This window comes from Curtobacterium sp. MCBA15_005 (genome assembly GCF_001864855.1).
Classification (GTDB): Bacteria; Actinomycetota; Actinomycetes; order Actinomycetales; family Microbacteriaceae; genus Curtobacterium; species Curtobacterium flaccumfaciens.
In genome coordinates this window covers 126,153-151,921 of sequence record NZ_MJGL01000005.1, presented here as the reverse complement: position 1 = coordinate 151,921, position 25,769 = coordinate 126,153, and the positions used below count along the sequence as shown (strand labels likewise).

The window sequence follows — 25,769 nt, the reverse complement described above, 5'->3', positions numbered from 1 at the left end:
CGCTCTCGACTTGCGCCGGGAACGGGCGTTCTCTACTGTAGTCCACATCGGCGGAGAACGATCGTTCTCCGCGATACTCAGGGAAGGAACGATCATGGGTGCCATCACCGTCGGAACCGAGAACAGCGTCGACATCGAACTCCACTACGAGGACAAGGGCCAGGGGCAGCCGATCGTGCTGATCCACGGCTTCCCCCTCGACGGCAACTCGTGGGAGGGGCAGGTCCCGATGCTCCTCGAGGCCGGCTACCGCGTCATCACGTACGACCGCCGCGGCTTCGGCCAGTCCTCGCAGCCGTCCACCGGCTACGACTACGACACCTTCGCCGACGACCTGCACACGGTCCTCGAGACCCTCGACCTGCGCGACGTGATCCTCGTCGGCTTCTCGATGGGCACCGGTGAGATCGCCCGCTACATCGGCCGCCACGGTGAGGACCGGATCGCGAAGGTCGCGTTCCTCGCCTCGCTCGAGCCGTTCCTCGCCATCACCGACGACAACCCCGACGGCGCCGGCCCGATGTCGTTCTTCGAGGGCATCGCCGCCGACGTGGCGAAGGACCGCTACGCGTACTTCACGAACTTCTACCAGGACTTCTTCAACCTGTCGGAGAACCTCGGCACCCGCATCTCCGAGGAGCAGGTCCGCAACGCCTGGAACATCGCGGCCGGCTCCGGCTCCATCGCGTCCGCGGCCGCACCCCTGACCTGGCCGACCGACTTCCGCCAGGACATCCCGAAGGTCACCGTCCCTGCCCTGATCGTGCACGGCACGTCGGACAACATCCTTCCCATCGAGGCCACCGGCCGACGCTTCACCCAGGCACTGCCCGCGGCGAAGTACGTCGAGATCGAGGGCGCCCCGCACGGCCTGCTCACCACGCACACCGCCGAGGTGAACGAGGTCCTCGGCACCTGGCTCGCCGAGTCCTGATCCCTCGGCGATCACGCGGGCGCTCCCCGGTGGGGGCGCCCGCATCGTGAGCAGAAATGGTCGGGTCCCCACCGGGGACCCGACCATTCCTGCACTCCAAGCGAACCGCGCAGCGCGCGCCGCGAACCGCGCCGCGCGCTAGTCCTCTTCGCCCGCGTCGTCGGGGTTCGTCACCTGGGCGTGCCCGAGCGCGTCGAGGTGGATCGAGGTGCCGTCGTCGAGCTCGACGATCGGCTTGCCCTCCAGGAAGGTCAGGGTCCAGCCCCACGTCGCCGTGTCGACGGACTCCGCCGCGAGCTCGTCCTCGACCCCGCGCACGGCGACGACCATGGTCTCGGGCAGTCGCGCAGGCGGCTCCCCACCCACGTTCCAGCGTGTGCCCAACTGCATCCGTGCCTCCGATCCGGTGGTTGACGGGCCGGGTCGCCGATGCGACCCGGCCCGGAGAGCCGACGTTACGCCTGCTGCTCCGCGAGCTCGATCTCGGTGACGGCGAGCTCGTCGCCGTCGACGAACGACAGGTTCTCGATGCGGCCGACGGCCGCCAGGTCGACCGCCGCGCGCTCGATGAGCACCCGCGTCTCGGCGGGCGCCGCGACGACGGCACGCGTCACGGGCGTCTTCTGCGAGGCCTTCGCCGCCGTCTTCGCCCCGCGGATCCCGATGAGCGCCTGCCCGACGGCCGCGAGCAGCCCGGTGGGGGCCGCGTCGGTCGGCAGGTCGGCCGCGGTCGGCCAGGAGGCCCGGTGCACGCTGGTGTCGTGGGTCCAGGCCCACACCTCTTCCGTCGCGTACGGGAGGAACGGTGCCAGCAGTCGGAGCAGCACGTCGATCGCGCCGCGCAGCGCCAGGACCGCGCTCGCCTGCGTCTCGTGCGTCGCGTCGGACGCGGTGCCGTACGCACGCTCCTTCACGAGTTCGAGGTAGTCGTCGCAGAACGTCCAGAAGAAGCGCTCGGTGATCTCGAGGGCACGGGCGTGGTCGAACCCGTCGAACGCCGCGGTGGCCTGTTCGACGACGGCACCGAGCTCGGCGAGCATGTCGACGTCGAGGGCCTCGGTGACGCTCGTGGCACCCTCGGGCAGCGGGAAGCCGTAGACGAACTTCGCCGCGTTGAGCACCTTGATCGCCAGACGACGGCCGACCTTGATCTGCTTCGGGTTCTGCGGGTCGAACGCCGCGTCGGTGCCGAGCTTGGACGAGGCCGCCCAGTAGCGGACCGCGTCGGCGCCGTGCTGCTCGAGGATCGACAGCGGCGTGACGACGTTGCCCTTCGACTTCGACATCTTCTTGCGGTCGGGGTCGACGATGAAGCCGGAGATGGAGGCGTGCTTCCACGGCACCACGTCGGCTTCGAGCTGGCTGCGGAGCACGGTCGTGAACAGCCAGGTGCGGATGATGTCCTGCGCCTGCGGGCGGACGTCGTACGGGTACACCAGGTCGTAGAGCGCCGGGTCGGTCTCCCACTTGCCCGCGAGCTGCGGGGTCAGCGACGAGGTGGCCCAGGTGTCCATGACGTCGAGTTCGCCCTGGAACCCGCCGGGCACGCCGCGCTGGTCCTCGGTGAAGCCGGGGGCGGGCTCGGAGGCCGGGTCGACGGGCAGCTGTGCCTCGGTCGGCACGATCGGCTGGTCGAACACGGGGTTGCCGTCGGCGTCGAGCGGGTACCAGACGGGCAGCGGCACGCCGAAGAAGCGCTGGCGCGAGATGAGCCAGTCGCCGGACAGGCCACCGACCCAGTTGTCGTAGCGGACGCGCATGAAGTCCGGGTGGAACGCGATCTCCTCGCCGCGCTGGCGGAGCGTGCTCTTCAGCTGCTCGTCGCGCGCACCGTTGACGATGTACCACTGACGGGTCGACACGATCTCGAGGGGCTTGTCGCCCTTCTCGAAGAACTTCACCGGGTGCTGGATGGTCTTGACGTCACCGATCAGCTCGCCGGACTCGGTCAGGGCGTCGACGACGACCTTCTTGGCCGAGAACACGGTCTTGCCGGCCATCTCGGCGTAGAGCTCCTTGCCCGTCGCCGACTCGATCCAGGCGGGCTCGTCGGAACGCACGCGGCCGTCGAAGCCGATGATCGCGCGGTTCGGCAGCTGCAGCTCGCGCCACCACACGACGTCGGTGGTGTCACCGAAGGTGCAGACCATCGCGATGCCGGCGCCCTTGTCCTTCTGCGCCAGGTGGTGTGCGAGCACCGGGACCTCGACGTCGAACAGGGGGGAGCGGACCGTGGTGCCGAAGAGGTCCTGGAACCGCTCGTCGTCCGGGTGGGCCACCAGGGCGACGCAGGCGGGCAGGAGCTCGGGGCGGGTGGTCTGGATGACGACGTCGTCGCCGCCGTCGGTGCGGTGGAAGGCGATGCCGTGGTACGCGCCGGGCATCTCCTTGTCCTCGAGCTCGGCCTGCGCGACCGCGGTGCGGAACGTGACGTCCCACAGGGTCGGGGCGTCGGCCTGGTAGGCCTCGCCGCGCTCGAGGTTGCGCAGGAACGCGCGCTGGGCACTGGCCCGCGAGGTGTCGTCGATGGTGCGGTACGACTGGGTCCAGTCGACCGACAGGCCGAGCGTGCGGAAGAGCTCCTCGAACTGCTGCTCGTCCTGCACGGTCAGGCGCTCGCACAGCTCGATGAAGTTGCGGCGCGACACCGGCAGCTGGTCGGCGGCCTTCGAGGACTTGCCGTCCCCGCCCTCGAACGGCGGCGTGAACTCGGGGTCGTACGGCAGGGTCGGGTCGCAGCGGACGCCGTAGTAGTTCTGCACACGGCGCTCGGTGGGCAGACCGTTGTCGTCCCAGCCCATCGGGTAGAACACGTGCTTGCCGCGCATGCGCTCGAACCGGGCCTTGAGGTCGGTGTGCGTGTACGAGAACACATGCCCGATGTGCAGCGAGCCGGAGGCGGTGGGCGGCGGGGTGTCGATCGACCAGACGGCGTCGCGGTGACCGGCGGCGTCGCGGTCGAAGCGGTAGGTGCCGTCCTGTTCCCAGACGGGCCCCCAGACCTGCTCCAGTCCGTCGACGCTCGGCTTCTCGGGCATGGGCTTGGTCATGGGTGTGCCTTCCGTACGTGTGTGCGGCACCGAGTCCGTGATGAGGTGCCTGAGTGTTCCGCGCCTGACGCGCGGTGCCCCAATCGTAGCGGCCGCGCACGCGCATGCAGTCGGACGAGCGGTCGGACGAGCGGTCGGACGAGCGGTCGGACGAGCGGTCGGACGCAGCCATCACCGAGCAGCGTCTAGCACACCGAACTGTCGGACACGCCCGGAGCCTGCTAGTCTTCCTGGGTTTGTCCGGCGAGCGCAGGGTTCGCAGGAGCTGCAACGTCGCCGTCCGCCGGACGCCCGAAGGAAGCACCGCACCCCGGAGGAACGACTTGGCACCGAACAACGCACCCCACCCGCACGGCGATCGGCCGTTGCGCACGAAGGGCGCCGCGAAGCGCGCTCGTCGCGATCTGACGAAGGACGACGTCACCGTCGTCGAGGAGTCGCTGCTCAAGCGTGCCGTCGCGGCTGCCGCGCTCGGCAACGCGATGGAGTGGTTCGACTTCGGCATCTTCGCGTACCTGACGGTCACCATCTCGCAGGTGTTCCTGCCGCAGGGCGACCCGGCCGCGAACATCGTCGCCACGTTCGGCTTCTTCGCCGCCGCGTTCATCGTGCGCCCGATCGGCGGTGCCGTGTTCGGCCCGATCGGCGACAAGATCGGCCGCCAGAAGGTCCTCGCGCTGACGATGATCCTGATGGCCGCCGGCACGCTCATGATCGGCCTGATCCCGTCGTACGACACGATCGGCTTCTGGGCCCCGGTCCTGCTGCTCGTCGCCCGCTTCGTGCAGGGCTTCTCGACCGGTGGTGAGTACGGCGGCGCCGCGACCTTCATCGCCGAGTACTCGCCCGACAAGCGCCGTGGCTTCATGGGCTCGTGGCTCGAGTTCGGCACCCTCGCCGGCTACGTGCTCGGTGCCTCGATCGTCACGGGCCTGCAGTTCGGCCTGTCCGAGGACGCCCTGCTCAGCTGGGGCTGGCGAATCCCGTTCATCGTCGCGGGCCCCCTCGGCCTGATCGGCCTCTACCTGCGCCTCAAGCTCGAGGAGACCCCGGCGTTCCAGAAGCAGCAGGAGCAGGCCGCCGAGCGCGAGGGCCAGAAGACCCCGTTCCTCAAGCTCTTCGCCGAGAACTGGCGCTCGCTCATCATCTGCATCGGCCTGGTCCTGGTCTTCAACGTGACCGACTACATGCTGCTGTCGTACATGCCGACCTACCTGGAGCAGAACCTCGGCCAGAACGCCACGTTCGGCCTGATCCTCATCGTCATCGTGATGCTGCTCATGATGGTCGTCATCACCTTCGGCGGCCGACTGTCCGACAAGTTCGGGCGCCGTCCGGTGCTCGCCGCCGGCTGCATCGGCTTCATCCTGCTGTCCTGGCCGGCCCTCAAGCTGGTCCAGACCGGCACCGGCGTCGGCGTCTTCGCCGGCCTGCTGATCCTCGGCGTCGTGCTGGTCACGTTCACCTCGACCATGCCGTCGACGCTGCCCGCGCTGTTCCCGACGATCATCCGCTACGGCGCCCTGGCGATCGCGTTCAACGTGTCGGTGTCGCTCTTCGGCGGGACCACCCCGCTCGCGACCGCCGCGCTCATCAACGCCGCGAAGGACGCCGGGTACGGCTGGGCCGAGGACATCCCCGCGTTCTACCTGATGCTCGCCGCCGTGATCGGCCTGGTCGCGGTGTACTTCACCAAGGAGACCGCCGCGAGCCCGCTCATGGGCTCCGGCCCGACGGTCGGCTCCGAGGACGAGATCGCCGGCGTCATCGAGGACTACAACGACCCGACGTCGGAGCTCGCACAGTCCGACTGGGCGAAGGACTTCTCGACGAGCGAGATCCCGATCATCTCGGCCGACGCTGCACAGAAGGAACCCTCCGGTTCCTGACCACGGGGCCGCCTCGCGGCAACCCGGCCAGGAGGCCCGGGGCACGTTCCGTCTCGGAACGCGCCCCGGGCCTCCTGGCCGTTCCAGGGCCGTCGGTGACGTCACGCGCGCAGCGACAGTCCACGGGTGCGAGCGCGCGTGGAGTGTCGCTCAGCCCGTGAGGCCGGCTGCGGTCCCCGCGGCGGGGCCCGCTGCCAGCCGCTCCGCGGCGTGCAGCAGCCGCGCGGTCACGGGGTGCGCCGGGCGCGCGAAGACCTCGGCGGCGGGGCCGTGCTCGACGACCGCGCCGCGGTGCACCACGAGCACGTCGTCCGCCATCCGCCGGACCGCCCGCAGGTCGTGCGACACGAACACCATCGCCACCCCGGTCTCGTCGCGGAGCCGTTCGAGCAGCCGAAGCACGGCGTCCTGCACGGTCGCGTCGAGGGCGGTCACCGGCTCGTCGAGCACGATCACCTCGGGGTCGGTCGCCAGCGCACGGGCGATCGCGAGCCGCTGTCGTTGCCCGCCGGACAGGGTGCGGGGGGAGCGGGACCGCAGCACGGGGTCGAGGTCGACCTGCCGCAGTGCCGCGTCGACCCGTTCGCCAAGCGCACCGCGTGCCCGCCGTTCGTCACCGCGCGAGAACGCGTCGGCGAGGACCCGCTCCACGCTCCACCGTTCGTCGAACGTCGCGCCCGGGTCCTGCACGACGGCCGCGACCCGGTGCCGTCGGGGGCGTCGCTCGCGCTCGGGCAGCGGGACCCAGGGGTCGTCGTCGAGCGTGACCGTGCCGGCGTCGGGCGTCTCGAGCCCGAGGAGCATCCGCGCGAGCGTCGTCTTGCCCGAGCCCGAGGCGCCGATCACCCCGAGCACCCGACCGCGCACGAGCCCGAACGACACGTCGTCAACCGCGAGCATCCCGTCGTACTCCCGCGAGAGCCCCTGCGCGGCGAGCACTTCCCTCGCACCGTGCGAGGTCGGTTCCGAACCGTGCGAGGATCCGGCTCCCGTGCGAGCCTCGACGCCTCGCACGGCATCCGGAACCTCGCACCGAACGGCAGCGCGCGACGCAGCAGCGGGCGCCGCGGCAGCGGGCGACGCAGCAGCGGGCGACGCGGCAGCACCGGCCGCGCGCACCAGCGCCCGGGTCGCGGGGTGCGTCGGGGCCGCGAAGACCTCGGCGACCGCTCCCTGCTCGACGATGCGGCCCTCGTGCACGACGGCGACCCGGTCGGCCCACCCCGCGACGAGCCCCAGGTCGTGCGTGATGACGAGCAGGCCGGCACCCCGGGTCTGCGCCGCCCGCAGCTGTTCCATCACGGTGACGGCGACCCCGGCGTCGAGCGCCGTCGTCGGTTCGTCGGCGACCAGCAGCGCGGGGGACCCGACGGTCGCCGCGGCGATGAGGGCCCGCTGTCGCATCCCGCCCGACAGCGTTCCGGCGAGCCGGCGGTCGGTCGCGATGTCCGGGTCGAGGCCCACCGCGGCCAGGGCGTCGCGCACGGCGTCCACGCGCTCGGCCGCACGCATCTCGGTGTGCAGGCGGAGGCTGTCGGCGACCTCGCGCCCGACGGGGCGCAGCGGGTCCAACGCGCCCAGGGCCTCCTGGCCGACGTAGCCGACCCGCGATCCCCGCAGCCGGCGCCACCGCCGGTCCGTGTACCCGCCGACGTCGACGCCGTCGACCGCGAACACGTCGGCGTGCACGGCGGCGCCGGGCGCGGACAGGCCGAGCACGGCTCGGGCGGTGACGGTCTTGCCGGAACCGGACGCCCCGACCAGGGCGACGCACTCGCCGGCGTCGACGCGCAGGTCGACACCGTGCACGATCGGAGTGCCGCCGATGGCGACGGTGAGCCCGCGGACGTCGAGGACGGCGCTCACCGCGCGGCCCCGGTCCGTCGGATCGCCCGGCCGAGCACGGTGACGGCGGTCGCGAGCACCACGATCGCGAGTCCGGGGAAGGTGCTCATCCACGGCGCGGTCTGCAGGTACGTGCGACCGTCGGCGAGCATCGCGCCCCACTCCGGCGCGGGCGGGGGCGTGCCCACCCCGAGGTAGCTCAGCGCCGAGGCCCACACGACCGCCTGCCCGACCCCGAGCGTGGCGACGGCGACGACGGGCCAGAGCGCCGTCGGCAGCACGTGCCGGACCACGGTGCGGGCGGGGGAGCGGCCGAGCAGCACCGCCGTCTCGACCACCTGCGAACTCCGGGCGGCCCGGACCAGGCCGCGCACGATCCGGGCGTAGCCGGGAGCGGTCGCGAACCCGACCGCGAGCACCGCCGGCACCGGACCCGGACCGGTCACGGCGATGACGACCAGGGCGACGAGCAGCAGCGGCAGGGCGAACGCGACCTCGGTGACGCGGCCGATGACGGCGTCGAGCAGGCGTCCGGGTCGTCCGGCCCCGGTACCGAGTCCGGCGACGACGCCGAGCAGGACGCCCACGCCGCCGCCGATCAGGGTCGCGGCGACGCCGACGACGAGCGATGCCCGGGTCCCCGCGACCACCCGTGCCAGGACGTCGCGTCCGGACTCGTCGGTGCCGAACGGGTGCGCGCCGCTGGGCGCAGCCAGGGCGTCTGCGGGGTGCACCGCGAGCGGGTCCCCGCCGCCGAGCAGGGCGGGCCACGCCGCCGCCACGACGGCGACCAGGACGACCACCCCCGCGGCGATGCCGCCGGCGCCGAGCGTCCCCCCACGGACGCGCTCGGTGCCGGCGGCGGTCTGGTGGCCGGGCACTCCGGTCTGGAGGCCCGGGTCGGCGATCCCGCTCACCGCGCGCCCGCCGGACGGCCGGGTCCACGGCGTCGCGCGCCACCGGGGCGCAGGGCCGCGTTCCGTGCGGTGCTGCGCGGGTCGACGGCACGCTCGACCAGGTCGGCCACGGCCAGCACGACGACGTACGCGGCCGCCGACACCATCGCGATGCCGGCGACGAGCGGCATGTCCCGCTGGGTGACGGCGGTGACCAGGGCTCGGCCGATGCCGGGCAGGGCGAACACGGACTCGACGACCACGGCTCCGGAGACGAGCGACCCGAAGGCCCACGCGGACAGCGCGATCCCGGGCAGGGCCGCGTGCCGGAGCAGGTGCCGCCCGAACAGTCCGAGGCGGGTCTCGCCCCGGCCCCGGGCGGCGAGTGCGAAGGCCGAACGCTGCGCGTCGACCACGCCGTCGCGCACGGTCTCGGCCAGGTACCCGGCGACCGGCACGGCCACGGTCAGCACCGGGAGCACCCAGCCGCGAGCGGTGCCGTCACTGACCGCCGGCACCCACCCCAGGGACGTGGCGAACACCACGATGAGCACGCTGCCGAGCCAGAAGTGCGGCATCACGCTCGCGGTGACGCTCAGGGCGCTGGTGAGCCCGGCGGCGATCCGGCCGCGCTGCGTCGAGGCCCACGCGGCGACGATCGCCAGCACCCAGGCGACGACGAGGCCGGCGACCGCGAGCGTCAGCGTGACGGGCAGCTGCTGGGCGAGGAGCGTCGCGACCGGGGTGCGGAAGGCGTACGAGTCCCCGAGCTGGCCGGTCGCCAGGCGTCCGAGGAACACCGCGTACTGCACCAGGACCGGCTGGTCGAGGCCGTACTCGTGGCGGACCTGGGCGACGGCCTCGGCCGAGGCCTGCGAGCCCGGTCCGCCGAGGATCGCGAGCGCCGGGTCACCGGGGATGAGCCGGATCGCGACGAAGACGATCGTCGCGACGGCCCAGAGCACGCCGATGCCCCCGGCGAGCCGCCGGACGGCCCACCAGACCCATCGCATCCGGGTCAGCGGTCGATCCAGGCGGTGCCGAACCAGGGCGTCGAGACCGGGGTGGTCCGGATGCCGTGCACGGCCGAGCGCACCAGGAAGTGGTTCTGCTGGTCGTACAGGGGGAGCACGGTGTCGCTCGCCAGGATCGCCTTCTGGGCCTGCTCGTACAGGTCGGCGCGCTCGTCGGCGTCCGAGGTGCGGGCGGCCTGCTCGAGCAGCCGGTCGACGGCGGGGTCGTCGAGCTGGGCCAGGTTCGCGAAGTAGCCGGACGGTGCCGGTTCGATGCTCGCGCTGTCGTACAGGATGCGCAGGACGTCGGGGCCGACCTTCGTGTACGGGGCGCTGACGACGTCGTACTCGTTCGCGGCGAGGGCGGCGTACCAGCTGGACAGGTCGAGTTCGTCGAGGACGACCTTGAACCCGACGGCCTTCTCGGACGCCTGGATCTGCTGGAACAGGCTGCGCTCGGCTGGCACCGACTGGTTCGTCGAGACGGGGAACGTCACGGTGAGCTGCTGGCCGTCCTTCTCGCGGATGCCGTCCGACCCGACCTTCCACCCGGCGTCGTCGAGGAGCTGCTTCGCCTTGGTGGGGGAGTAGTCGAACCGGCTCTTCTCCGAGTACGCGAGCGGCTCGGCGCTCGAGAGCACCGAGTACGAGCGCTTCGCGGTGCCGAGGAACAGCGACTGCAGGCCGGGGTCGATTTCCGCTCCGGCGATGAAGGCCTGGCGCACCGCCTCGTCGCGGAACACCCCGTGACCGGAGTTCAGCTCGAGCCGGTTCGAGGCGCCGGGGCGCGGGGCGTCGAGGTCGCGGATCGCGCCCTTCGCCGACGCGGCCTTGAGCTGGTCGGGCTGGGCGTTGTCGATCACGTCGACCTGGCCGGACTGCAGCGCGGCGTAGCGCGAGGTCGAGTCCGGCAGGAACCGCCACGTGATGCCGGACAGGCGCGGCTTCGTCGCGCCCCAGTAGTCGGTGTTCTTCGTCAGGGTGACGCGGTCGCCGTGCTTCCAGCCGGTGACCCGGAACGGGCCGGTGCCGACGGGGGACTCGCAGTTCGTCGCCTGCTCGCGCTCGAGCGCCTTCGGGGACTCCATGCCCACCCAGGGCTGCGAGAAGGACTCGAGCAGCGCGCTGTCCGGCCGGCTCAGCGTCAGCGTGACGGTGTGCTCGTCGGTGGCGGTCGCCTTCGTGATGGACTGCAGCGCCAGGTAGCCGGTGCTCGAGGCGGTGGCCGGGTCCTGCACGTGCTCGATGTTCGCCACGACCGCGGCGGCGTCGAACGGGGTGCCGTCGGTGAAGGAGACGTCGTCGCGCAGGGTGAACGCCAGGGTCTTCCCGTCGTCGCTCGTGGTCCACTTCGTCGCGAGTTCCGGCGTGGGCTTGCCGTCCTCGAGCCCGACGAGCTCCTCGATGTACTGCGTCGCCAGGAGCGCCTGCGGGTAGTTGCCGCCGACGTGCGGGTCGAGGCAGGTCGGTTCGGCGTCGCCGGAGGCGTAGGTGAGCGTGCCGCCCGCGACCGGGGTGCTGCTCCCGGTGCTCGTGCCCGGTCCGCTGCAGGCAGCCAGGACGAGCAGGACCGCCGAGGCGCCCGCGACGGCGGTGAGGGTTTTCTGTACTGAGTCCAAGATCATGGCTGACCGAGTCTAGCGGTTTACTGGGGCCCATGGACGAACCGATCCGCCGCGGTGGCCGCCCCCGACGCTCGAGCGCCGAGGTGCTCGCGGACGCCGCCGCCGAGCTCTTCCTCGAGCAGGGGTACGGACGCACCACGGTCGACCAGATCGCCGCCCGCGCCGGGGTCAGCCGCGCGACGTTCTTCAACTACTTCCCGGCGAAGGCCGACGTGATGTGGCTCGAACTCGACGCCGCCGTCGCCGGGCTGCCCGGGTACCTCGCCGCGTCGACCGAGCCGAGCGTCGTCCGGGCCGTCGAGCAGGCGCTCCTCGCCGCAGCCCGTGCCCACGACCCCGAGCGGGTGCCGTGGGCCGTCGCGCAGGCCGAGGTGATGGGCATCGGGCCCGAACTGGTGGCGGGCGTCGCGGTCCGGGTGACGGCGCAGCACGAGGCCGTCGCCGCCTTCGTCGCGGGCCGCACGGGGGAGCAGCCGCGCTCGCTCTGGCCGCAGACGGTGTCCGGCGCGATGCTCGGTGCCGCCGCCGCGGCGTTCGGGGTGTGGGTCACCGACGGGGTCGGCCGCCGTGCGCTCGTCGAGTACGTCGCGGCGGCGCTCACCCCGGTGGTCGCGGGCCTCGACGCCCGCTGACGCCGTCGTCCTGCGGTCGTGCCCGGGGCGGTGGTCGTGACCGACCGTCGGTCTGGAGGCTCGTGGCGGTCTGGCACCGCGCCTCCCGTCCGCCGGTCGGTCGCCCACAGAACACGCCGTCGTCTTCGCGGGACGCCGCCTCGACGGCGAGACGCCGCCGGATCCGGCGGCGTCTCGAGCTCGTGGCGGCGTCGGACGGACACGCCGGCGTCCCGCGACACCCGCCCGACACCCGCCCGCACGCCCGCACGCCCGCACACCCGCTGACGCTCACTCCGTGCGCAGGGTCCCCGCCCCACCGGACGCGACGTCCGAAGCCGTGCCGTCCCGGACCACCTCGGGCACGTCGCCGTCGGTCGGCACCAGCGACTCGTCGCCCGGGTAGCTCAGGGTGAGGACGGCCTCCTCGATGTACGGGCTGTCCTCGAGCGACTTCTCCACGTCGCGCAACCGCACCGCCACGTGCTCCTCGGTCTCGTTGCCCGTCAGGTCGACGGCCGCGACGAGGTACACCCGCGACGGCCCCACGAACTCCAGGTGCAGGTAGGTGACCCGCTCCACCTGCGACCGGCCCAGCAGCTCGACGAGCACCGCGTTCTCGAGTTCGGGGGACGTGCTCTGACCGAGCAGGAACCGGCGATTGCGGTCGATCAGCACGATCGCGACGATCCCGAGCAGCACACCGATCGCGATGGAGCCGAGCGCGTCGAACACCGCCAGCCCGGTGACCTGGTGCAGGAACACCCCGAGGAACGCCACGACCAGGCCGATCAGCGCCGCCGCGTCCTCGGCGAACACCGCACGGAGCGTCGGGTTCGACGACTGCAGCACGTGCCGCAGCACCGGGACCTTGCGCTTGGTCGCGGCACCGTGCGCCTGCCGGTACGCCTGCAGGAAGCTCGTGCCCTCGAGCAGGAACGCGACCCCGAGCACGACGTAGTTGAGCACGACGTCCTCGGCCGGCCCGGTGTCCCCGAACTCCGAGATGCCGTGGTAGATCGACACGATCGCACCGGCCGTGAACAGGCCGAACGCGGCGAACATCGACCAGATGTACGTCTCGCGTCCGTACCCGAGCGGGTGCGCGGTGTCCCGCTTCTTGCCGCCCCGTCGTTCCGCGACGAGCAGGAACACCTCGTTGCCGGTGTCCGCCCAGGAGTGCGCTGCCTCGGCCACCATCGAGGCCGATCCCGAGACGAGCGAGGCGATCGTCTTCGCGATCGCGACGAGCAGGTTCGCCCCGAACGCGATCAGGACGGTGACGAGTGACTCGGGACGTTCTTCTGCGGGCATCACTCAAGCATGCTCCCGTCCGGTAAAGTCGTGTTCCAAGAGCGTCGATCCGGCCATCACCGGGGAGCTTCCGGAAGAACGCGGAGCGCACCAGCGCCTCCGTCAGTAGAACCGGGCGGGTTCGGGACCGTCACCACCCCCGACACAGAGTGGTCGCACAGCGCACGTTGGGCGGCAAACGAGGTGGTACCGCGGAACCTGCTTTCGTCCTCGTGGAGATCGAGCGAACCCACAAGGAGTCCCGGTGCCGTACCCGTTGAACGCCGATGCCGATGGCGTCGTCCCCTCGCCGAGCTTCCCCGCCGTCGAGCGGGGCATCCTCGCCTTCTGGAAGCGCGACGACACGTTCCAGGCGTCCATCGACGCGCGACAGGGCTGCCCGGAGTGGACCTTCTACGACGGCCCGCCGTTCGCCAACGGCCTGCCGCACTACGGGCACCTGCTGACCGGGTACGCGAAGGACGTCTTCCCGCGCTACCAGACGATGCGCGGCAAGCAAGTGCACCGCCGCTTCGGCTGGGACACCCACGGCCTGCCCGCGGAGCTCGAGGCGATGCGGCAGCTCGGCATCACCGAGAAGCACGAGATCGACGCCATGGGCATCGACGTCTTCAACGCCGCCGCCAAGAAGTCCGTGCTGCAGTACACCGACGAGTGGCAGGAGTACGTCACCCGCCAGGCGCGCTGGGTCGACTTCGAGGACGACTACAAGACCCTCGACGTCACCTTCATGGAGAGCGTGCTCTGGGCGTGGAAGCAGCTCTGGGACAAGGGCCTGGCGTACGAGGGCTTCCGGGTCCTGCCGTACTGCTGGAACGACCAGACACCGCTGTCCAACCACGAGCTGCGCATGGACGACGACGTCTACAAGATGCGCCAGGACCAGTCGGTCACCGTCTCGTTCCCGCTGCACGGTGACCGCGCTTCCTCGCTCGACCTGACCGGTGTGCGTGCGCTCGCCTGGACGACGACCCCCTGGACCCTCCCGACGAACGCCGCCCTCGCGGTCGGTCCGGACATCGCGTACGCGGTCGTCCCGGCAGGGCCTGGAGGCGCGGCTGACGGTGCCGACGCCGGTTCCGTCTCCTACCTGCTGGCTTCGGACACCGTGGCCGCGCACGCGAAGGAGCTCGGCTACGCCTCGGGTGACGAGGCGCTCGCCGCCGTCGCGCGCACCCTGACGGGCGCCGACCTCGACGGCGTCGAGTACGAGCGTCTGTTCGACCACCTGGCCGACCAGGAAGGGTACGAGAACGCTTGGCGAGTACTGGTCGCCGAGTACGTCGAGACCGGTGAGGGCACCGGCATCGTGCACCAGGCCCCGGCCTACGGTGCCGACGACCAGGAGGTCTGCGCCGCCGCCGGCATCCCCGTGGTGCTGTCCCTCGACGAGGGCGGCGTCTTCACGTCGCAGTTCGGCGAGGTCGCAGGCATGCTCTGGTCGGACGCGAACAAGCCGCTGACGAAGGCCGTCCGCGACGCCGGGCGACTGCTCCGCCAGGCGTCCTACGAGCACAGCTACCCGCACTGCTGGCGGTGCCGGAAGCCCCTCATCTACAAGGCCGTCTCGTCGTGGTTCGTCCGCGTCACCGAGCTCCGCGACCGCATGGGCCAGCTCAACCAGGACATCAACTGGGTGCCGGACAACGTCAAGGACGGCCAGTTCGGCAAGTGGGTGGGCAACGCCATCGACTGGTCGGTCTCGCGCAACCGCTACTTCGGCACGCCGATCCCGGTGTGGCAGTCCGACGACCCCGAGTACCCGCGCACCGACGTGTACGGCTCGCTCGCCGACATCGAGCGCGACTTCGGTCGCCTGCCGGTGAACGCCGAGGGCGAAGTGGACCTGCACCGGCCGTTCATCGACGACCTGACGCGGCCGAATCCCGACGACCCCACGGGCGGGTCGACGATGCGCCGGATCACCGACGTGTTCGACGTGTGGTTCGACTCCGGTTCGATGCCGTACGCCCAGGTGCACTACCCGTTCGAGAACGCTGCGTGGTTCGAGTCGCACAGCCCGGCCGACTTCATCGTCGAGTACATCGGGCAGACGCGCGGCTGGTTCTACGTCATGCACGTGCTCTCCACCGCGCTGTTCGACCGGCCGGCGTTCCAGAACGTCATCAGCCATGGCATCGTCCTCGGCTCGGACGGCCAGAAGATGTCGAAGTCGCTCCGGAACTACCCGGACGTCTCCGAGGTCTTCGATCGCGACGGCGCCGACGCCATGCGCTGGTTCCTGATGTCCTCGTCGGTGATCCGCGGCGGCAACCTCGTCGTCACCGAGGAGGGCATCCGCCAGGGCGTCCGCGAGTTCATGCTGCCGCTGTGGTCGACGTACTACTTCTTCACCCTATACGCGAACGCCTCGGGTCCCGACGGGTACCGGGCCCAGCGCCGGACCGACTCGACCGACGTGCTCGACCGGTACCTGCTCGCGAAGACCCGGGTCCTCGTCACCGACGTCCGAACGCACCTCGACGCGCTCGACACCCCGCTCGCGGCCCAGGCCGTCCGCGACTTCGCCGACGTGCTGACGAACTGGTACGTTCGCCGCTCGCGCGACAAGTTCTGGACCGGGGCCGACGCGGACGCGGACGCGGGAGCCGAAACCCGTGCGGCGTTCGACACGCTGTACACCGTGCTCGAGACCCTGACCCGGGTCGCCGCCCCGCTCGCGCCGCTCGTCACCGAGGAGATCTGGAAGGGCCTGACCGGCGGGCGCAGCGTCCACCTGACGGACTTCCCGGACCCCGACGAGTTCCCCGCCGACGACGCCCTCGTCGACGCGATGGACCGTGTGCGCGACGTCGCCTCGAAGGGCCTGGCGCTCCGCAAGGCCACCGGCAAGCGCGTCCGCCTGCCCCTCGCCACCCTGACCCTGGTGGTGCCGGACCCGGCCGCGGTCGAACCGTTCGCCGACATCCTGCGCGACGAGCTCAACGTCAAGCGCGTGGTGCTCGAGGCCCAGGCCGAGGAGTCGCTGGCGCAGTACGGCATCGAGCGGAAGCTCACCGTGAACGCCCGCGTCGCCGGCCCCCGCATCGGCAAGCAGGTGCAGCAGGTGATCCCGGCCGCGAAGAAGGGCGACTGGACCGCGACCGACTCCGGTGTGACCGTCGGCGGCGTCGACCTCATCGAGGGCGAGTACTCGCTCGACCTCACGGTGGCCGACGCCTCGGTGGCCGTGGCGTTCCTCGACGAGGGCGGCTTCGTCGTGCTCGACACCGTGACCACGCCCGAGCTCGAGGCCGAAGGGCTGGCCCGCGACGTCGTCCGCGCCGTCCAGCAGGCCCGCCGCGACGCCGACCTCGACGTCAGCGACCGCATCGCCCTGACCCTGCGGGTGGACGACACGGCCGACGGCGCGGTCCGCACGCACCAGGAGCTCATCGCGGGGGAGACCCTGGCGACGAGCGTCGAGATCGAGCCCCTCGGGGCGGACGACACCACCACCGACGTCGGTGACGGTGCGAAGGTATCCGTGGAGGTAGCACGCGCATGAGTGACGACGACCAGTACGACGGCCACGAGGCGAACGAGGAGTTCGTCGGACACGACGAGTTCGACGGTCGTGACGAGGACGGCATCCGGATCCCGGTCGGCCCCTCCGGAGATGCTCCGGCCGACGCCGTGCCCTACGGCGGCGACGACGACGAGGTCCGCCGCGTCGAGGCCGCCCTGTACGCCCGCATCGGTGAACAGGCCCCCGAGCGCCGGCTGACCGCCACCCGCCGCGCCGTCGAGCTGCTCGGCGACCCGCACCTGGCGTACCCGGTGATCCACGTGACGGGCACGAACGGCAAGACGTCGACCGCGCGCACCATCGAGAGCATCGTCCGGGCGCACGGTCTGCGCACCGGCCTGATGACGAGCCCGCACCTGGTGTCGATCCGGGAACGCATCGTGGTCGACGGCCAGCCGATCGCGGCGGACCGGTTCGTCGAGAACTGGGACGACATCGCCCCGGTGCTCGAGATCACCGACCGCGAGCTCGCCGACAAGGGCGAACTCCCGCTGACCTTCTTCGAGGCGCTCACCGTGCTCGCCCTGGCGTGCTTCGCCGAGGCACCGGTGGACGTCGCCGTGATCGAGGTCGGGATGGGCGGCGAGTGGGACTCCACCAACGTCGTGCAGAGCCAGGTGTCGGTGTTCACGCCGATCGCCATCGACCACGCGAAGCAGCTCGGTGCCACCGTGGCCGAGATCGCCCGCACCAAGTCGGGCATCGTCAAGCCGTCGTCCTCCGTGGTGTCGAGCCGGCAGGTCCCCGAGGCCCTCGCCGAACTCGAGCGCGCCGCCGAGCTCACCGAGTCCACCCTGGCCGTCGAGGGCACCGGGTTCAGCGTCGTCGACGTCACCCCGGCCGTGGGCGGACAGCTCATCACCGTGCAGGGCATCGCCGGCCGCTACGACGACCTGTTCCTGCCGCTGTTCGGCCGGCACCAGGCCGAGAACGCCGCCGTGGCGATCGCGGCGGTCGAGTCGTTCCTCGGCCGCGGGGCCCAGGCCCTCGACGAGGACGTCCTGTCCGAGGGCATCGCCGGCACGACCAGCCCCGGTCGCCTGCAGCCCATCGCGACCGACCCGACCGTCGTCGTCGACGCCGCGCACAACCCGCACGGTGCGAAGGCCCTGGCCGAGGCGCTGCCGGTGGCGTTCCCCTCCGAGCACGTCGTCGGCGTCGTCGGGATCCTCGGCGACAAGGACGCCCGCGGGTTCGTCCGCGCGCTCAAGGACACCGTCGCGACGTTCGTCGTGACGCAGCCGCCGGGGGAGCGAGCGCTCGACGCGGACGAGTTCGCCCGTGTCGTCGTCGACGAGGTCGGCGAGGACCGCGTCGTCGTCGAGCCGTCCCTGGCGTCCGCGCTGCAGGAAGCGCGCAGCCTGGCCGACGAGGCGGACGCCGAGGACGCCCTCGTGCTCGTCGCGGGCTCCATCGTGATGGTGGGCGCGGTCATGGACCTCGTGCACCGCGAAGGCGAGGCGAAGTGACGGACGCACCACGGGCCTCCCGGCCGGGCCGCGCACCGCGCACCCGGAAGCCGCGCCGCGAACGCGGGGCGCAGGAGAGCCTGCTCTCGATCACGCTGGTGCTCGAGGCGATCATGTTCTTCTTCCCCATGCTCGTCGTCTTCGGCAAGGGCACGCTGCCGCCCGCCGCGGCCTTCGGCGGCGGCATCGGCGCGATCATCGTCCTCGCAGCTGCCTCACGTCTGACGGGCAACCGGGCCGGTGTATGGTTCGGGTGGCTGCTGCAGGCGGCCATCCTCGCCACCGGGTTCATCGAACCGTTCATGTTCGCGGTCGCCGTGGTGTTCCTGGCGCTGTGGGTCTTCTGCTTCGTCAAGGGCGGTCAACTGGACCGTCAGAACGCCGCGCGCCGAGCGGCCATGGGCGAGGACTGACCACCACATTCGACCCCGAACACAGGGAGTACTGCGTGTCCGACTTCGAAGAGACCCTCGTCCTCGTCAAGCCCGACGGCGTCGCCCGCCAGCTGACCGGTGAGATCCTCCGCCGGATCGAGGCGAAGGGCTACGAGCTCGTCGACCTGAAGATGCTCACCGCACCGCGTGACCTGCTCGACGCGCACTACGAGGAGCACCAGGGCAAGCCGTTCTTCGAGCCGCTCGTCGAGTTCATGCAGTCCGGTCCCGTCGTCGCCGTGCGCGTCGCCGGCAACGGTGCGATCGCGGGCTTCCGCTCGCTCGCCGGCACCACCGACCCGACCTCCGCCGCGCCCGGCACCATCCGTGGTGACCTCGGCCGCGACTGGGGCCTCAAGGTGCAGCAGAACCTGGTCCACGGTTCGGACAGCCCCGAGTCGGCTGCGCGCGAGCTCGCGCTCTGGTTCGCCTGAGCGGCGGGGACGACGTGACGAACAACGACCGACCCACCAAGAACGAGCGGCGTCAGCACGCCCGAGAGGTCGCGCGCCAGCGCGCCGACGCCGAGAAGCGCCGCAAGCGCCGCAACAAGTGGTTCCTGCAGGGCGGCATCGGTCTGGGCATCGTGGCGATCGCCGCGATCATCGCGATCGTCGTGGTGAACGTGAACAACGCGCCCGTGGTGTCCGCAGCGGGGCCGAAGAACATGGCCACCGGCGCGATCCAGTTCACCGGCCAGGACGGCAGGGTCACCCCGGTGACCACGCCGGCCGTCTCCCCGACGGGCTCGGCCTCGCCGGTCCCGACGGCGAACAGCGACGGCGCCGTGACGGTCACCGAGTACGTCGACTGGGCCTGCCCGGTCTGCAAGCAGTTCGAGGCGGCCTACTCCGACCAGATCCTCGACAAGGTGAAGTCGGGCGACGCGACCCTGGCGATCCAGCCGGTGTCGATCCTCGACCGCAGCTACGCGGGCTCCCGCTACGCCAGCCGTGCCGCGAACGCCGCCATGTGCGTGGCGAACTACGCGCCGGACAAGTTCCTCGACGTGCAGACGCAGTTCTTCGAGAACCAGCCGGCCGAGGGCACCAAGGGCCTGACGAACTCCGAGATCGCGAAGCTCGTCAAGGCGGGCGGCGCGACCGGTTCGGACCTGTCCGAGTGCCTGTCGTCCGAGCAGTTCAAGGGTTGGGTGACGAAGTCCACGCAGGCCGTCACCACGAACGAGGCGCTCGCGGGCACGCAGGGCTTCGGCACGCCGACGATCGTCGTCGACGGCAAGCGCCTGGACGACCTGAGCACCGTCATCACCGCGATCGACGCCGCGGCGAAGTAGCACTCCCCGAACGACCGACGGCCCTCGCTCCCATCCGGGAGCGGGGGCCGTTCGTCGTGCGGCGGGCGGGCGGTCGCGCCGCGAGGACGCGGCGGGACGGTGCGCACGGCTAGGACGCCCTGCCGTGCTTCCGGACGAAGGCCGCGAACGCGTCGACGTCGGCGAGGGACGCCGCGCCGTCCGCGTTGTACTGCTCGCCGTCGACGATGATCGTCGGCGTGCTCGTGATCCCGTCGAGCGACGAGTTCGGCACCGGGTCGTTCATCGCCCGGTTCGTGGCGTCGGCGACCCACCCGGCGAAGTCCTGCCGGGTGATGCAGGGTGCCACGGCCGGATCCGTCGCCCCGGCCTGGCGCGCGAGGGACGCCAGCTCGTCGTTCGTGAGTCCGCGCGTGCTCTCCGAGGGCTGGTGTTCGTAGAGCGAGCTGTTGAACGCCAGGAACGCGTCCGGGTCGTGGTCCGCCACACAGGCGGCAGCCGCAGCCGACCGGGTGGAGTACCGCGATCCGAGCGACACGCGGTCGAGCAGCCCGAGCGGATGCAGCTCGAGGGTCGCGGTGCCGTCCTCGACCCACTGTCGGATCCGGGGCATCTGGGCCGTCTCGAACTGGTTGCAGTACGGGCACATGTAGTCCGCGTAGATCGTGATCGCGGCCTTGGAGCCGTCCTGCTCGGTCGGCGTCGGGGTCCCACCATCGGGCACCGCCCGGGTCTCGACGGGCACGATCCTGCCGTGCACCCCGGTGAGCAGGACGCCGTCGCTCGCCGTGTTCCGCGGACCCGGCCCGGCGGGCTGCACGGAGTTCGCGATCACCAGGACGACGACCGCGACCACCGCGAGGCTCCCGACGACGATCCCGCTGATGCCGAGTGTGCGGAGGCGCCGGCGTCGAGACTGCTCCGCGGCCCGCGCCGCTCGCGCACGTTCCCGTGCGGCGTCCCGGCGTGCCCTGCTGCTCTCGTGCTCGCTCATCGATCCCGAGCGTAGGGGCAGCGGGGACGGCTCAGAAGCTGGTGAGCACCGCGGGGAACTTGATGATGATCGTGACGATGATGACCAGGTAGTTCGCCAGCGCGAACGCCCAGCTGAAGGGCAGGAGCGACCGCCCGACGCGCTGCGCCCCGGCGCCGAAGCGACCCTGCGCCGTGTTCCAGATGGTGAACACCCAGAACATCGGGATGGTCATCGACCAGACGAGCATGCACCACGGGCACAGGGCACCGATGACGAAGACGGTCTGCGTGAACAGCCAGGTCACGAACACCCATGCCAGGAAGACACCGGCGTTGAAGACGATCCAGAACCAGCGCGAACCGTTCCGGAACCCGGCGAGCAGCAGCACCGCGACGGCGATCGGGGCGACGAACCCCATGACGCCGAGCAGCGGGTTCGGGAACCCGAACAGGTGCCCCTGCCAGCTGGCCATCACGTCGGAGCAGTTGATGAACGGGTTCACGTCACAGCTCAGGACGGCCTTCGGGTTCTGGTACTTCGTGAACTCGTCGAGGACGAGCCGGAACGAGCCGAACAGGCCGACGATCCCGGTGACGAGCAGGAAGACCGCCATCGCGATCGGACGACGGGGGGCAGGGGCAGACGCGGTCACGCGGTCATCATCGCATGCGGGTTCCGGTGCTTTCCGGGTGCGGCATGCGATAATGCCTGGAGGTCGTGCGGCCAACCGCACACCGAAGAGAGCTTTCCGAGTGACGCCCCACCGGGCCGAACCCGGACGATCAGGTGCGGTGAGAGCGCACTGTGGTCGGGCAGCGTCACTCCGACGCCGAGCCGGACCGGGCCGGGTGCCCGGACCGGAACGGGCGCGGACGCAACGAGAAGTTGACGCGGACCGATCACGAGACAGCGAGCGCGGGGGCGTCGACGCCGCCCGCCACGACACAGAATTCCCGCCACCCGAAAGGGTGCGAGTGGGGCCGAGGAGTGCACCAGTCCATGGTGGAGCAGAACAACGACAACACGACCAACGACGAGAACGCGCCGAAGCGCCGGAGCCGCCTGTTCGGCGGTCGCCGCGCCCGGTCGTCCGGCCAGGAGGCCCGTGGGGGCGCCGAGCAGGTACCCCACGCCGACGAGACCCTCGCGCTGACGGGCGGCGCTGACGCCCGTCCCGCGGCCGGCGTCGCGTCGGCCGGTTCGCCGGACTCTCCCGATTCGCCGGACTCGCCCGACTCCCCGGCCTCGCCGGCGTCGCCCGTCGAGCCGACCGACACCGGGGCGGTCTCCGTCGAGGTCGAGGCCGTCGCCGACAGCGGTGCCGAGCCGCACGACGTGAGCACGCTGACCGGTGACCTGCCGGTCGTGACGGGCGACCAGTCGGCGACCGCGACCGACGGGGCGGACGCGGACCGCGCCTCCCGTCCGGCCGATGCCGCACCGACGGCCGAGGCGAGCGACGACGCAGCACCCGCTGACGAGCCGTTCGTGCCGAAGGCCACGAGCACGCTCAGCCTGATCTTCCACGCGCCGGTGCTGCCGGAGCTGCCGCAGCGCGCGCCCCGGTTCGAGCGCGACCGCGATCGTGACCGCGACCGCGACCGTGACGAGGACGACCGCTACGACCGCGAGGATCGGTTCGACCGCGACCGCGATCGCGACCGTGACGACCGCGACGACCAGGGCGGCTCGCGCCGTCGCTCGCGTCGCCGTGGTTCGAGCGCCGACCGCGAGGCCCGCGAGCCGCGCGACCACCAGGAGCCGCGCCGCCGCGAGCCGGAGCTCATCACCGAGCCGCAGCGCATCAAGGGCTCGACCCGGCTCGAGGCGAAGAAGCAGCGCCGTCGTGACGGCCGCGATGCCGGACGCCGCCGTCAGGTGGTCAGCGAGGACGAGTTCCTCGCCCGCCGCGAGAGCGTCGACCGCCAGATGATCGTCCGCTCCAGCTCGTCGACGATCGAGATCGGCGTGCTCGAGGACGGCATCCTCGCCGAGCACTACATCACCAAGTCCGAGAACGTGTCGCTCATCGGCAACGTCTACCTCGGCAAGGTGCAGAACGTCCTGCCCTCGATGGAGGCGGCGTTCGTCGACATCGGTCGTGGCCGGAACGCCGTGCTCTACGCCGGTGAGGTCGACTGGAACTCCGTCGAGACCGGCAACCACGGTCGCCGCATCGAAGCAGCGCTCAAGCCGGGCGACAAGGTCCTCGTGCAGGTCACCAAGGACCCGGTCGGCCACAAGGGTGCGCGCCTCACCAGCCAGATCTCGCTGCCGGGTCGCTACCTGGTCTACGTGCCGAACGGCTCGATGAACGGGATCTCGCGCAAGCTGCCGGACACCGAGCGTGCCCGACTGAAGAAGATCCTGAAGGAGGTCCTGCCGGAGCACGCGGGCGTAATCGTGCGCACCGCTGCCGAGGGTGCGACCGAGGAGCAGCTCACCCGCGACGTGCAGCGCCTGACCAGCCAGTGGGAGGCCATCCAGAAGAAGGTCGCCGGTGGCCACGCCCCGGTGATGCTGCACTCCGAGCCCGACCTGCTCATCAAGATCGTCCGCGACGTCTTCAACGAGGACTTCACGAAGCTGATCATCGACGGCGAGGCCGCCGGCGGCACCATCGACGAGTACCTGTCGGCCGTCGCCCCGGACCTCAAGGACCGCGTCGTCCGGTACGAGGGCCCCGACTCCTTCGAGGAGTTCCGCCTCAACGAGCAGATCGACAAGGCGCTCGACCGCAAGGTCTGGCTGCCCTCCGGTGGTTCGCTCGTCATCGACCGCACCGAGGCCATGACGGTCGTCGACGTCAACACGGGCAAGTTCGTCGGTTCCGGCGGCAACCTCGAGGAGACGGTCACGAAGAACAACCTCGAGGCCGCCGAGGAGATCGTCCGGCAGCTCCGCCTGCGGGACATCGGCGGCATCATCGTCGTCGACTTCATCGACATGGTGCTCGAGGAGAACCGCGACCTCGTGCTCCGCCGCCTGGTGGAGTGCCTGAGCCGCGACCGGACGAAGCACCAGGTCGCCGAGATCACCTCGCTCGGCCTCGTGCAGATGACCCGCAAGAAGATCGGTGTCGGCCTGCGCGAGTCCCTCGACGAGGTCAACGCCAAGATCAACGACAACAACGCCGACCCGGGCCCGAGCAAGGGTCGCCGCAAGGGCCGTGGCGGGAACGGCAACGAGAACGGCCGGTCCGGCAACGGCGGGAACGGCGGCAACGGCAACGGGAACTCCGGTTCGTCGGGGTCGTCGGGGCCGTCGCACGGCGCGTCCAGCCAGGCGCACCAGATCACGGACGACGTGAAGAACGCGCTGTCGCGGATCGCCGCCTCGACCCTGTCGCACGACGAGCAAGAGGCAGCGGCGGCTGCCGTGACCGCGACGGAGACCACGGCACCGTCGTCGGCCGACGCGTCGACCGGCACGGACAGCACGGGTGGCGAACAGCCGACCGGTTCGAAGCGTCGTCGTCGTGGCCGTGGAAGCCGCGGGGGAGACCAGCAGAACGGCGACCAGCAGGCGGCCGCGCAGGCCGAGGCCGCCGAGCAGTCGGACGCACCGGAGTCCTCGGCAACCGCCGAGCCCGCCGTGGTCGTCGAGCCAGAGGCGCACGCGCCGAAGGCCGCTGCTCCGGCCGTCACGGAGCCCGCTGCCGCACCGAAGGCGAAGGCCCCGGCCCGCCGTCGCGTGAGCTCGAGCGCCACCGTGACCCCGACCGACAACACCGTCGCGATCCTGGACATCCCGATCGCCGCGGCGCCCAAGCGCGAGCCCCGCGCGGTCGCCCCGGACGCCGAGTCCCTGCTCGACTCGGTGCTCCAGGCGCTCCCGGAGCCGAAGCAGCCCGGACAGGGGCGCTCGCGTTCCCGCCGGGTCTCGTCGCCGAGCATCAGCGCTCCGGCCACGCCGACGGAGGAGCCGACCGACGACGCCGACGGCTCCGACGGCGCAGTGATCCTGGGGAACTGACGTGACGAACCCGGGCGACCCGCAGCAGCAGCGTGGGTACTACGGTGCGGGCTGGTCCCAGCCCGCACCGCCCGGCCCGGGTGCCCAGCAGCCCGGTGGCCCCGTGCCGCCGCAGCAGGGCGGTGTGCCGCAGTACGGGCGTCAGCCCGGTGCCGGTGCGCCGTACGCCCCGCCGCGGCCGCCCCGTGCCCCGGCAGACCCGCGTCGGGCCTTCGCGCCCGGAGCCTCGGTGACGAACACGGCCGGCGCGCTCATCGCCGTGGTGGCGCTGGTGCTCGTCGAGTTCGTGTCCGGGCTCTTCGGGCTGCTCGGCACCTCGCTCGTGGTCAGTCCGTTCCGGCACTACGGCGCCGGCACGAGCCTGCTCGGCAGCTTCACGACCGGGGTCTTCGTGGCGCCGTTCCCGTACTACGTCGGCGCGTTCCTGGCCCTGGCGTTCCTGACGCCGATCGACCGCCGCAGTCCGCTGCCGAGGCTCCTGCTCCGCGTGGTCCTCGCCGGCGCCGCTGGCACGGTGGCCCTGATGCTCGTCGGGGTCTTCACCGGGTCGCTCGGAGCGACCACCGCCGGCGCCTCCCAGCTCGTCATCGACGTGGTCACGCGGCCGCTGCAGAACGGTCTGCCGTTCACGGTGATGCTCCTGGCGACCGCCACGGCGGCCTGGCTCTGGCTCGGTCGACCGCGCCGCGGACGAGGCCCGTCGACGACCCTGGGCATGCCGGGCACCGTCCGACCCGCCGACGCGGTGCCGCCGTCGACGATCCAGCAGCAGCCCCAGCAGCAGCCCCCGGCGAACCCCTGGGGCGGTCCAGCGCCCCGCTGAGCCCGCCCGCGGCCCCTCGCACGGTGCGAGGCCCCCGCCGACCCGTGCGAGGTTCCGTACTCGGTGCGCCCGTCTCCGCGTCGCACGGAGTACGGAACCTCGCACCGTGC

19 protein-coding genes are annotated in these 25,769 nt (G+C 71.5%); 10 read left to right on the top strand and 9 right to left on the bottom strand.

Annotated elements, in window-relative coordinates:
• Positions 1-94 precede the first annotated feature (94 nt).
• Positions 95-934: an alpha/beta fold hydrolase gene (locus BIU89_RS05470; protein WP_071245041.1), complete on the top strand. Its 840-nt coding sequence runs from the start codon at positions 95-97 to the stop codon at positions 932-934.
• A gap of 138 nt (positions 935-1,072) precedes the next feature.
• Here BIU89_RS05470 and BIU89_RS05465 read toward each other — a convergent pair whose 3' ends face one another.
• Positions 1,073-1,324, bottom strand: coding sequence for a hypothetical protein (locus BIU89_RS05465; RefSeq protein WP_027464702.1), 252 nt, complete (start codon positions 1,322-1,324; stop codon positions 1,073-1,075).
• A 65-nt stretch (positions 1,325-1,389) separates the two neighbouring features.
• On the bottom strand, positions 1,390-3,984 hold the full coding sequence (valS, locus tag BIU89_RS05460) for a valine--tRNA ligase (protein ID WP_071245040.1): 2,595 nt from the start codon (positions 3,982-3,984) through the stop codon (positions 1,390-1,392).
• A gap of 323 nt (positions 3,985-4,307) precedes the next feature.
• Here valS and proP point away from each other — a divergent pair, with 323 nt between their 5' ends.
• Positions 4,308-5,873: a glycine betaine/L-proline transporter ProP gene (gene proP / locus BIU89_RS05455; RefSeq protein ID WP_228513609.1), complete on the top strand. Its 1,566-nt coding sequence runs from the start codon at positions 4,308-4,310 to the stop codon at positions 5,871-5,873.
• A gap of 150 nt (positions 5,874-6,023) precedes the next feature.
• Here proP and BIU89_RS05450 read toward each other — a convergent pair whose 3' ends face one another.
• The 4 genes from BIU89_RS05450 to BIU89_RS05435 are packed head-to-tail and all read right to left on the bottom strand — an operon-like array spanning position 6,024 to position 11,252.
• Positions 6,024-7,739, bottom strand: coding sequence for an ATP-binding cassette domain-containing protein (locus BIU89_RS05450; RefSeq protein ID WP_071245039.1), 1,716 nt, complete (start codon positions 7,737-7,739; stop codon positions 6,024-6,026).
• Entirely contained in the window at positions 7,736-8,635 is a 900-nt protein-coding gene (locus BIU89_RS05445; protein WP_083404182.1) for an ABC transporter permease, read from the bottom strand. Before BIU89_RS05445 ends, BIU89_RS05450 begins: the two co-directional genes overlap by 4 nt.
• Positions 8,632-9,627 carry an ABC transporter permease gene (locus BIU89_RS05440; RefSeq protein WP_071245038.1) on the bottom strand — a complete coding sequence of 332 codons (996 nt, stop codon included), beginning with the start codon at positions 9,625-9,627 and terminating at the stop codon, positions 8,632-8,634. The genes BIU89_RS05445 and BIU89_RS05440 overlap by 4 nt, the downstream gene beginning before the upstream one ends.
• Positions 9,628-9,632: 5 nt before the next feature.
• Positions 9,633-11,252, bottom strand: a complete 1,620-nt coding sequence (locus tag BIU89_RS05435; protein ID WP_071245037.1) for an ABC transporter substrate-binding protein — start codon at positions 11,250-11,252, stop codon at positions 9,633-9,635.
• Between the two features lie 32 nt (positions 11,253-11,284).
• On the opposite strand from BIU89_RS05435, the gene BIU89_RS05430 reads away from it, so the two are divergent.
• Positions 11,285-11,884: an acyl-CoA-like ligand-binding transcription factor gene (locus BIU89_RS05430; protein ID WP_027464707.1), complete on the top strand. Its 600-nt coding sequence runs from the start codon at positions 11,285-11,287 to the stop codon at positions 11,882-11,884.
• Between the two features lie 270 nt (positions 11,885-12,154).
• Here BIU89_RS05430 and BIU89_RS05425 read toward each other — a convergent pair whose 3' ends face one another.
• Positions 12,155-13,177, bottom strand: coding sequence for a cation diffusion facilitator family transporter (locus BIU89_RS05425; RefSeq protein WP_071245036.1), 1,023 nt, complete (start codon positions 13,175-13,177; stop codon positions 12,155-12,157).
• A 244-nt stretch (positions 13,178-13,421) separates the two neighbouring features.
• On the opposite strand from BIU89_RS05425, the gene ileS reads away from it, so the two are divergent.
• From ileS to BIU89_RS05400, 5 genes are read left to right on the top strand one after another with little or no spacing between them, the layout of a single operon-like run.
• Positions 13,422-16,685, top strand: a complete 3,264-nt coding sequence (ileS, locus tag BIU89_RS05420; protein WP_071245035.1) for an isoleucine--tRNA ligase — start codon at positions 13,422-13,424, stop codon at positions 16,683-16,685.
• Entirely contained in the window at positions 16,682-18,175 is a 1,494-nt protein-coding gene (locus BIU89_RS05415; RefSeq protein ID WP_175474971.1) for a bifunctional folylpolyglutamate synthase/dihydrofolate synthase, read from the top strand. The genes ileS and BIU89_RS05415 overlap by 4 nt, the downstream gene beginning before the upstream one ends.
• Entirely contained in the window at positions 18,172-18,588 is a 417-nt protein-coding gene (locus tag BIU89_RS05410; RefSeq protein WP_051596525.1) for a DUF4233 domain-containing protein, read from the top strand. Before BIU89_RS05415 ends, BIU89_RS05410 begins: the two co-directional genes overlap by 4 nt.
• Before the next feature lie 35 nt (positions 18,589-18,623).
• On the top strand, positions 18,624-19,043 hold the full coding sequence (ndk, locus tag BIU89_RS05405) for a nucleoside-diphosphate kinase (RefSeq protein ID WP_017885984.1): 420 nt from the start codon (positions 18,624-18,626) through the stop codon (positions 19,041-19,043).
• Between the two features lie 14 nt (positions 19,044-19,057).
• Positions 19,058-19,906 carry a DsbA family protein gene (locus BIU89_RS05400; RefSeq protein ID WP_071245034.1) on the top strand — a complete coding sequence of 283 codons (849 nt, stop codon included), beginning with the start codon at positions 19,058-19,060 and terminating at the stop codon, positions 19,904-19,906.
• 109 nt (positions 19,907-20,015) lie between these two features.
• Here BIU89_RS05400 and BIU89_RS05395 read toward each other — a convergent pair whose 3' ends face one another.
• Together BIU89_RS05395 and BIU89_RS05390 are read right to left on the bottom strand one after the other, a co-directional pair.
• Positions 20,016-20,879 carry a DsbA family protein gene (locus BIU89_RS05395; RefSeq protein WP_071245033.1) on the bottom strand — a complete coding sequence of 288 codons (864 nt, stop codon included), beginning with the start codon at positions 20,877-20,879 and terminating at the stop codon, positions 20,016-20,018.
• A gap of 31 nt (positions 20,880-20,910) precedes the next feature.
• The gene (locus BIU89_RS05390; RefSeq protein WP_071245032.1) at positions 20,911-21,513 is read right to left on the bottom strand and encodes a vitamin K epoxide reductase family protein; all 603 of its coding nucleotides are present in this window, start codon (positions 21,511-21,513) and stop codon (positions 20,911-20,913) included.
• 347 nt (positions 21,514-21,860) lie between these two features.
• Here BIU89_RS05390 and BIU89_RS05385 point away from each other — a divergent pair, with 347 nt between their 5' ends.
• Positions 21,861-24,836: an Rne/Rng family ribonuclease gene (locus BIU89_RS05385; protein WP_071245031.1), complete on the top strand. Its 2,976-nt coding sequence runs from the start codon at positions 21,861-21,863 to the stop codon at positions 24,834-24,836.
• A gap of 1 nt (position 24,837) precedes the next feature.
• Positions 24,838-25,659, top strand: a complete 822-nt coding sequence (locus tag BIU89_RS05380) for a hypothetical protein (RefSeq protein WP_071245030.1) — start codon at positions 24,838-24,840, stop codon at positions 25,657-25,659.
• The last annotated feature ends 110 nt before the right edge of the window (positions 25,660-25,769 follow it).

Coding starts and splice junctions, on each gene's coding strand:
- BIU89_RS05415 (WP_175474971.1), top strand. CDS start 16,682: ATGAGTGACGACGACCAGTACGACGGCCACGAGGCGAACGAGGAGTTC.
- BIU89_RS05395 (WP_071245033.1), bottom strand. CDS start 20,879: ATGAGCGAGCACGAGAGCAGCAGGGCACGCCGGGACGCCGCACGGGAA.
- BIU89_RS05470 (WP_071245041.1), top strand. CDS start 95: ATGGGTGCCATCACCGTCGGAACCGAGAACAGCGTCGACATCGAACTC.
- BIU89_RS05435 (WP_071245037.1), bottom strand. CDS start 11,252: ATGATCTTGGACTCAGTACAGAAAACCCTCACCGCCGTCGCGGGCGCC.
- BIU89_RS05425 (WP_071245036.1), bottom strand. CDS start 13,177: ATGCCCGCAGAAGAACGTCCCGAGTCACTCGTCACCGTCCTGATCGCG.
- BIU89_RS05430 (WP_027464707.1), top strand. CDS start 11,285: ATGGACGAACCGATCCGCCGCGGTGGCCGCCCCCGACGCTCGAGCGCC.
- BIU89_RS05465 (WP_027464702.1), bottom strand. CDS start 1,324: ATGCAGTTGGGCACACGCTGGAACGTGGGTGGGGAGCCGCCTGCGCGA.
- BIU89_RS05385 (WP_071245031.1), top strand. CDS start 21,861: ATGGTGGAGCAGAACAACGACAACACGACCAACGACGAGAACGCGCCG.
- BIU89_RS05440 (WP_071245038.1), bottom strand. CDS start 9,627: ATGCGATGGGTCTGGTGGGCCGTCCGGCGGCTCGCCGGGGGCATCGGC.
- valS (WP_071245040.1), bottom strand. CDS start 3,984: ATGACCAAGCCCATGCCCGAGAAGCCGAGCGTCGACGGACTGGAGCAG.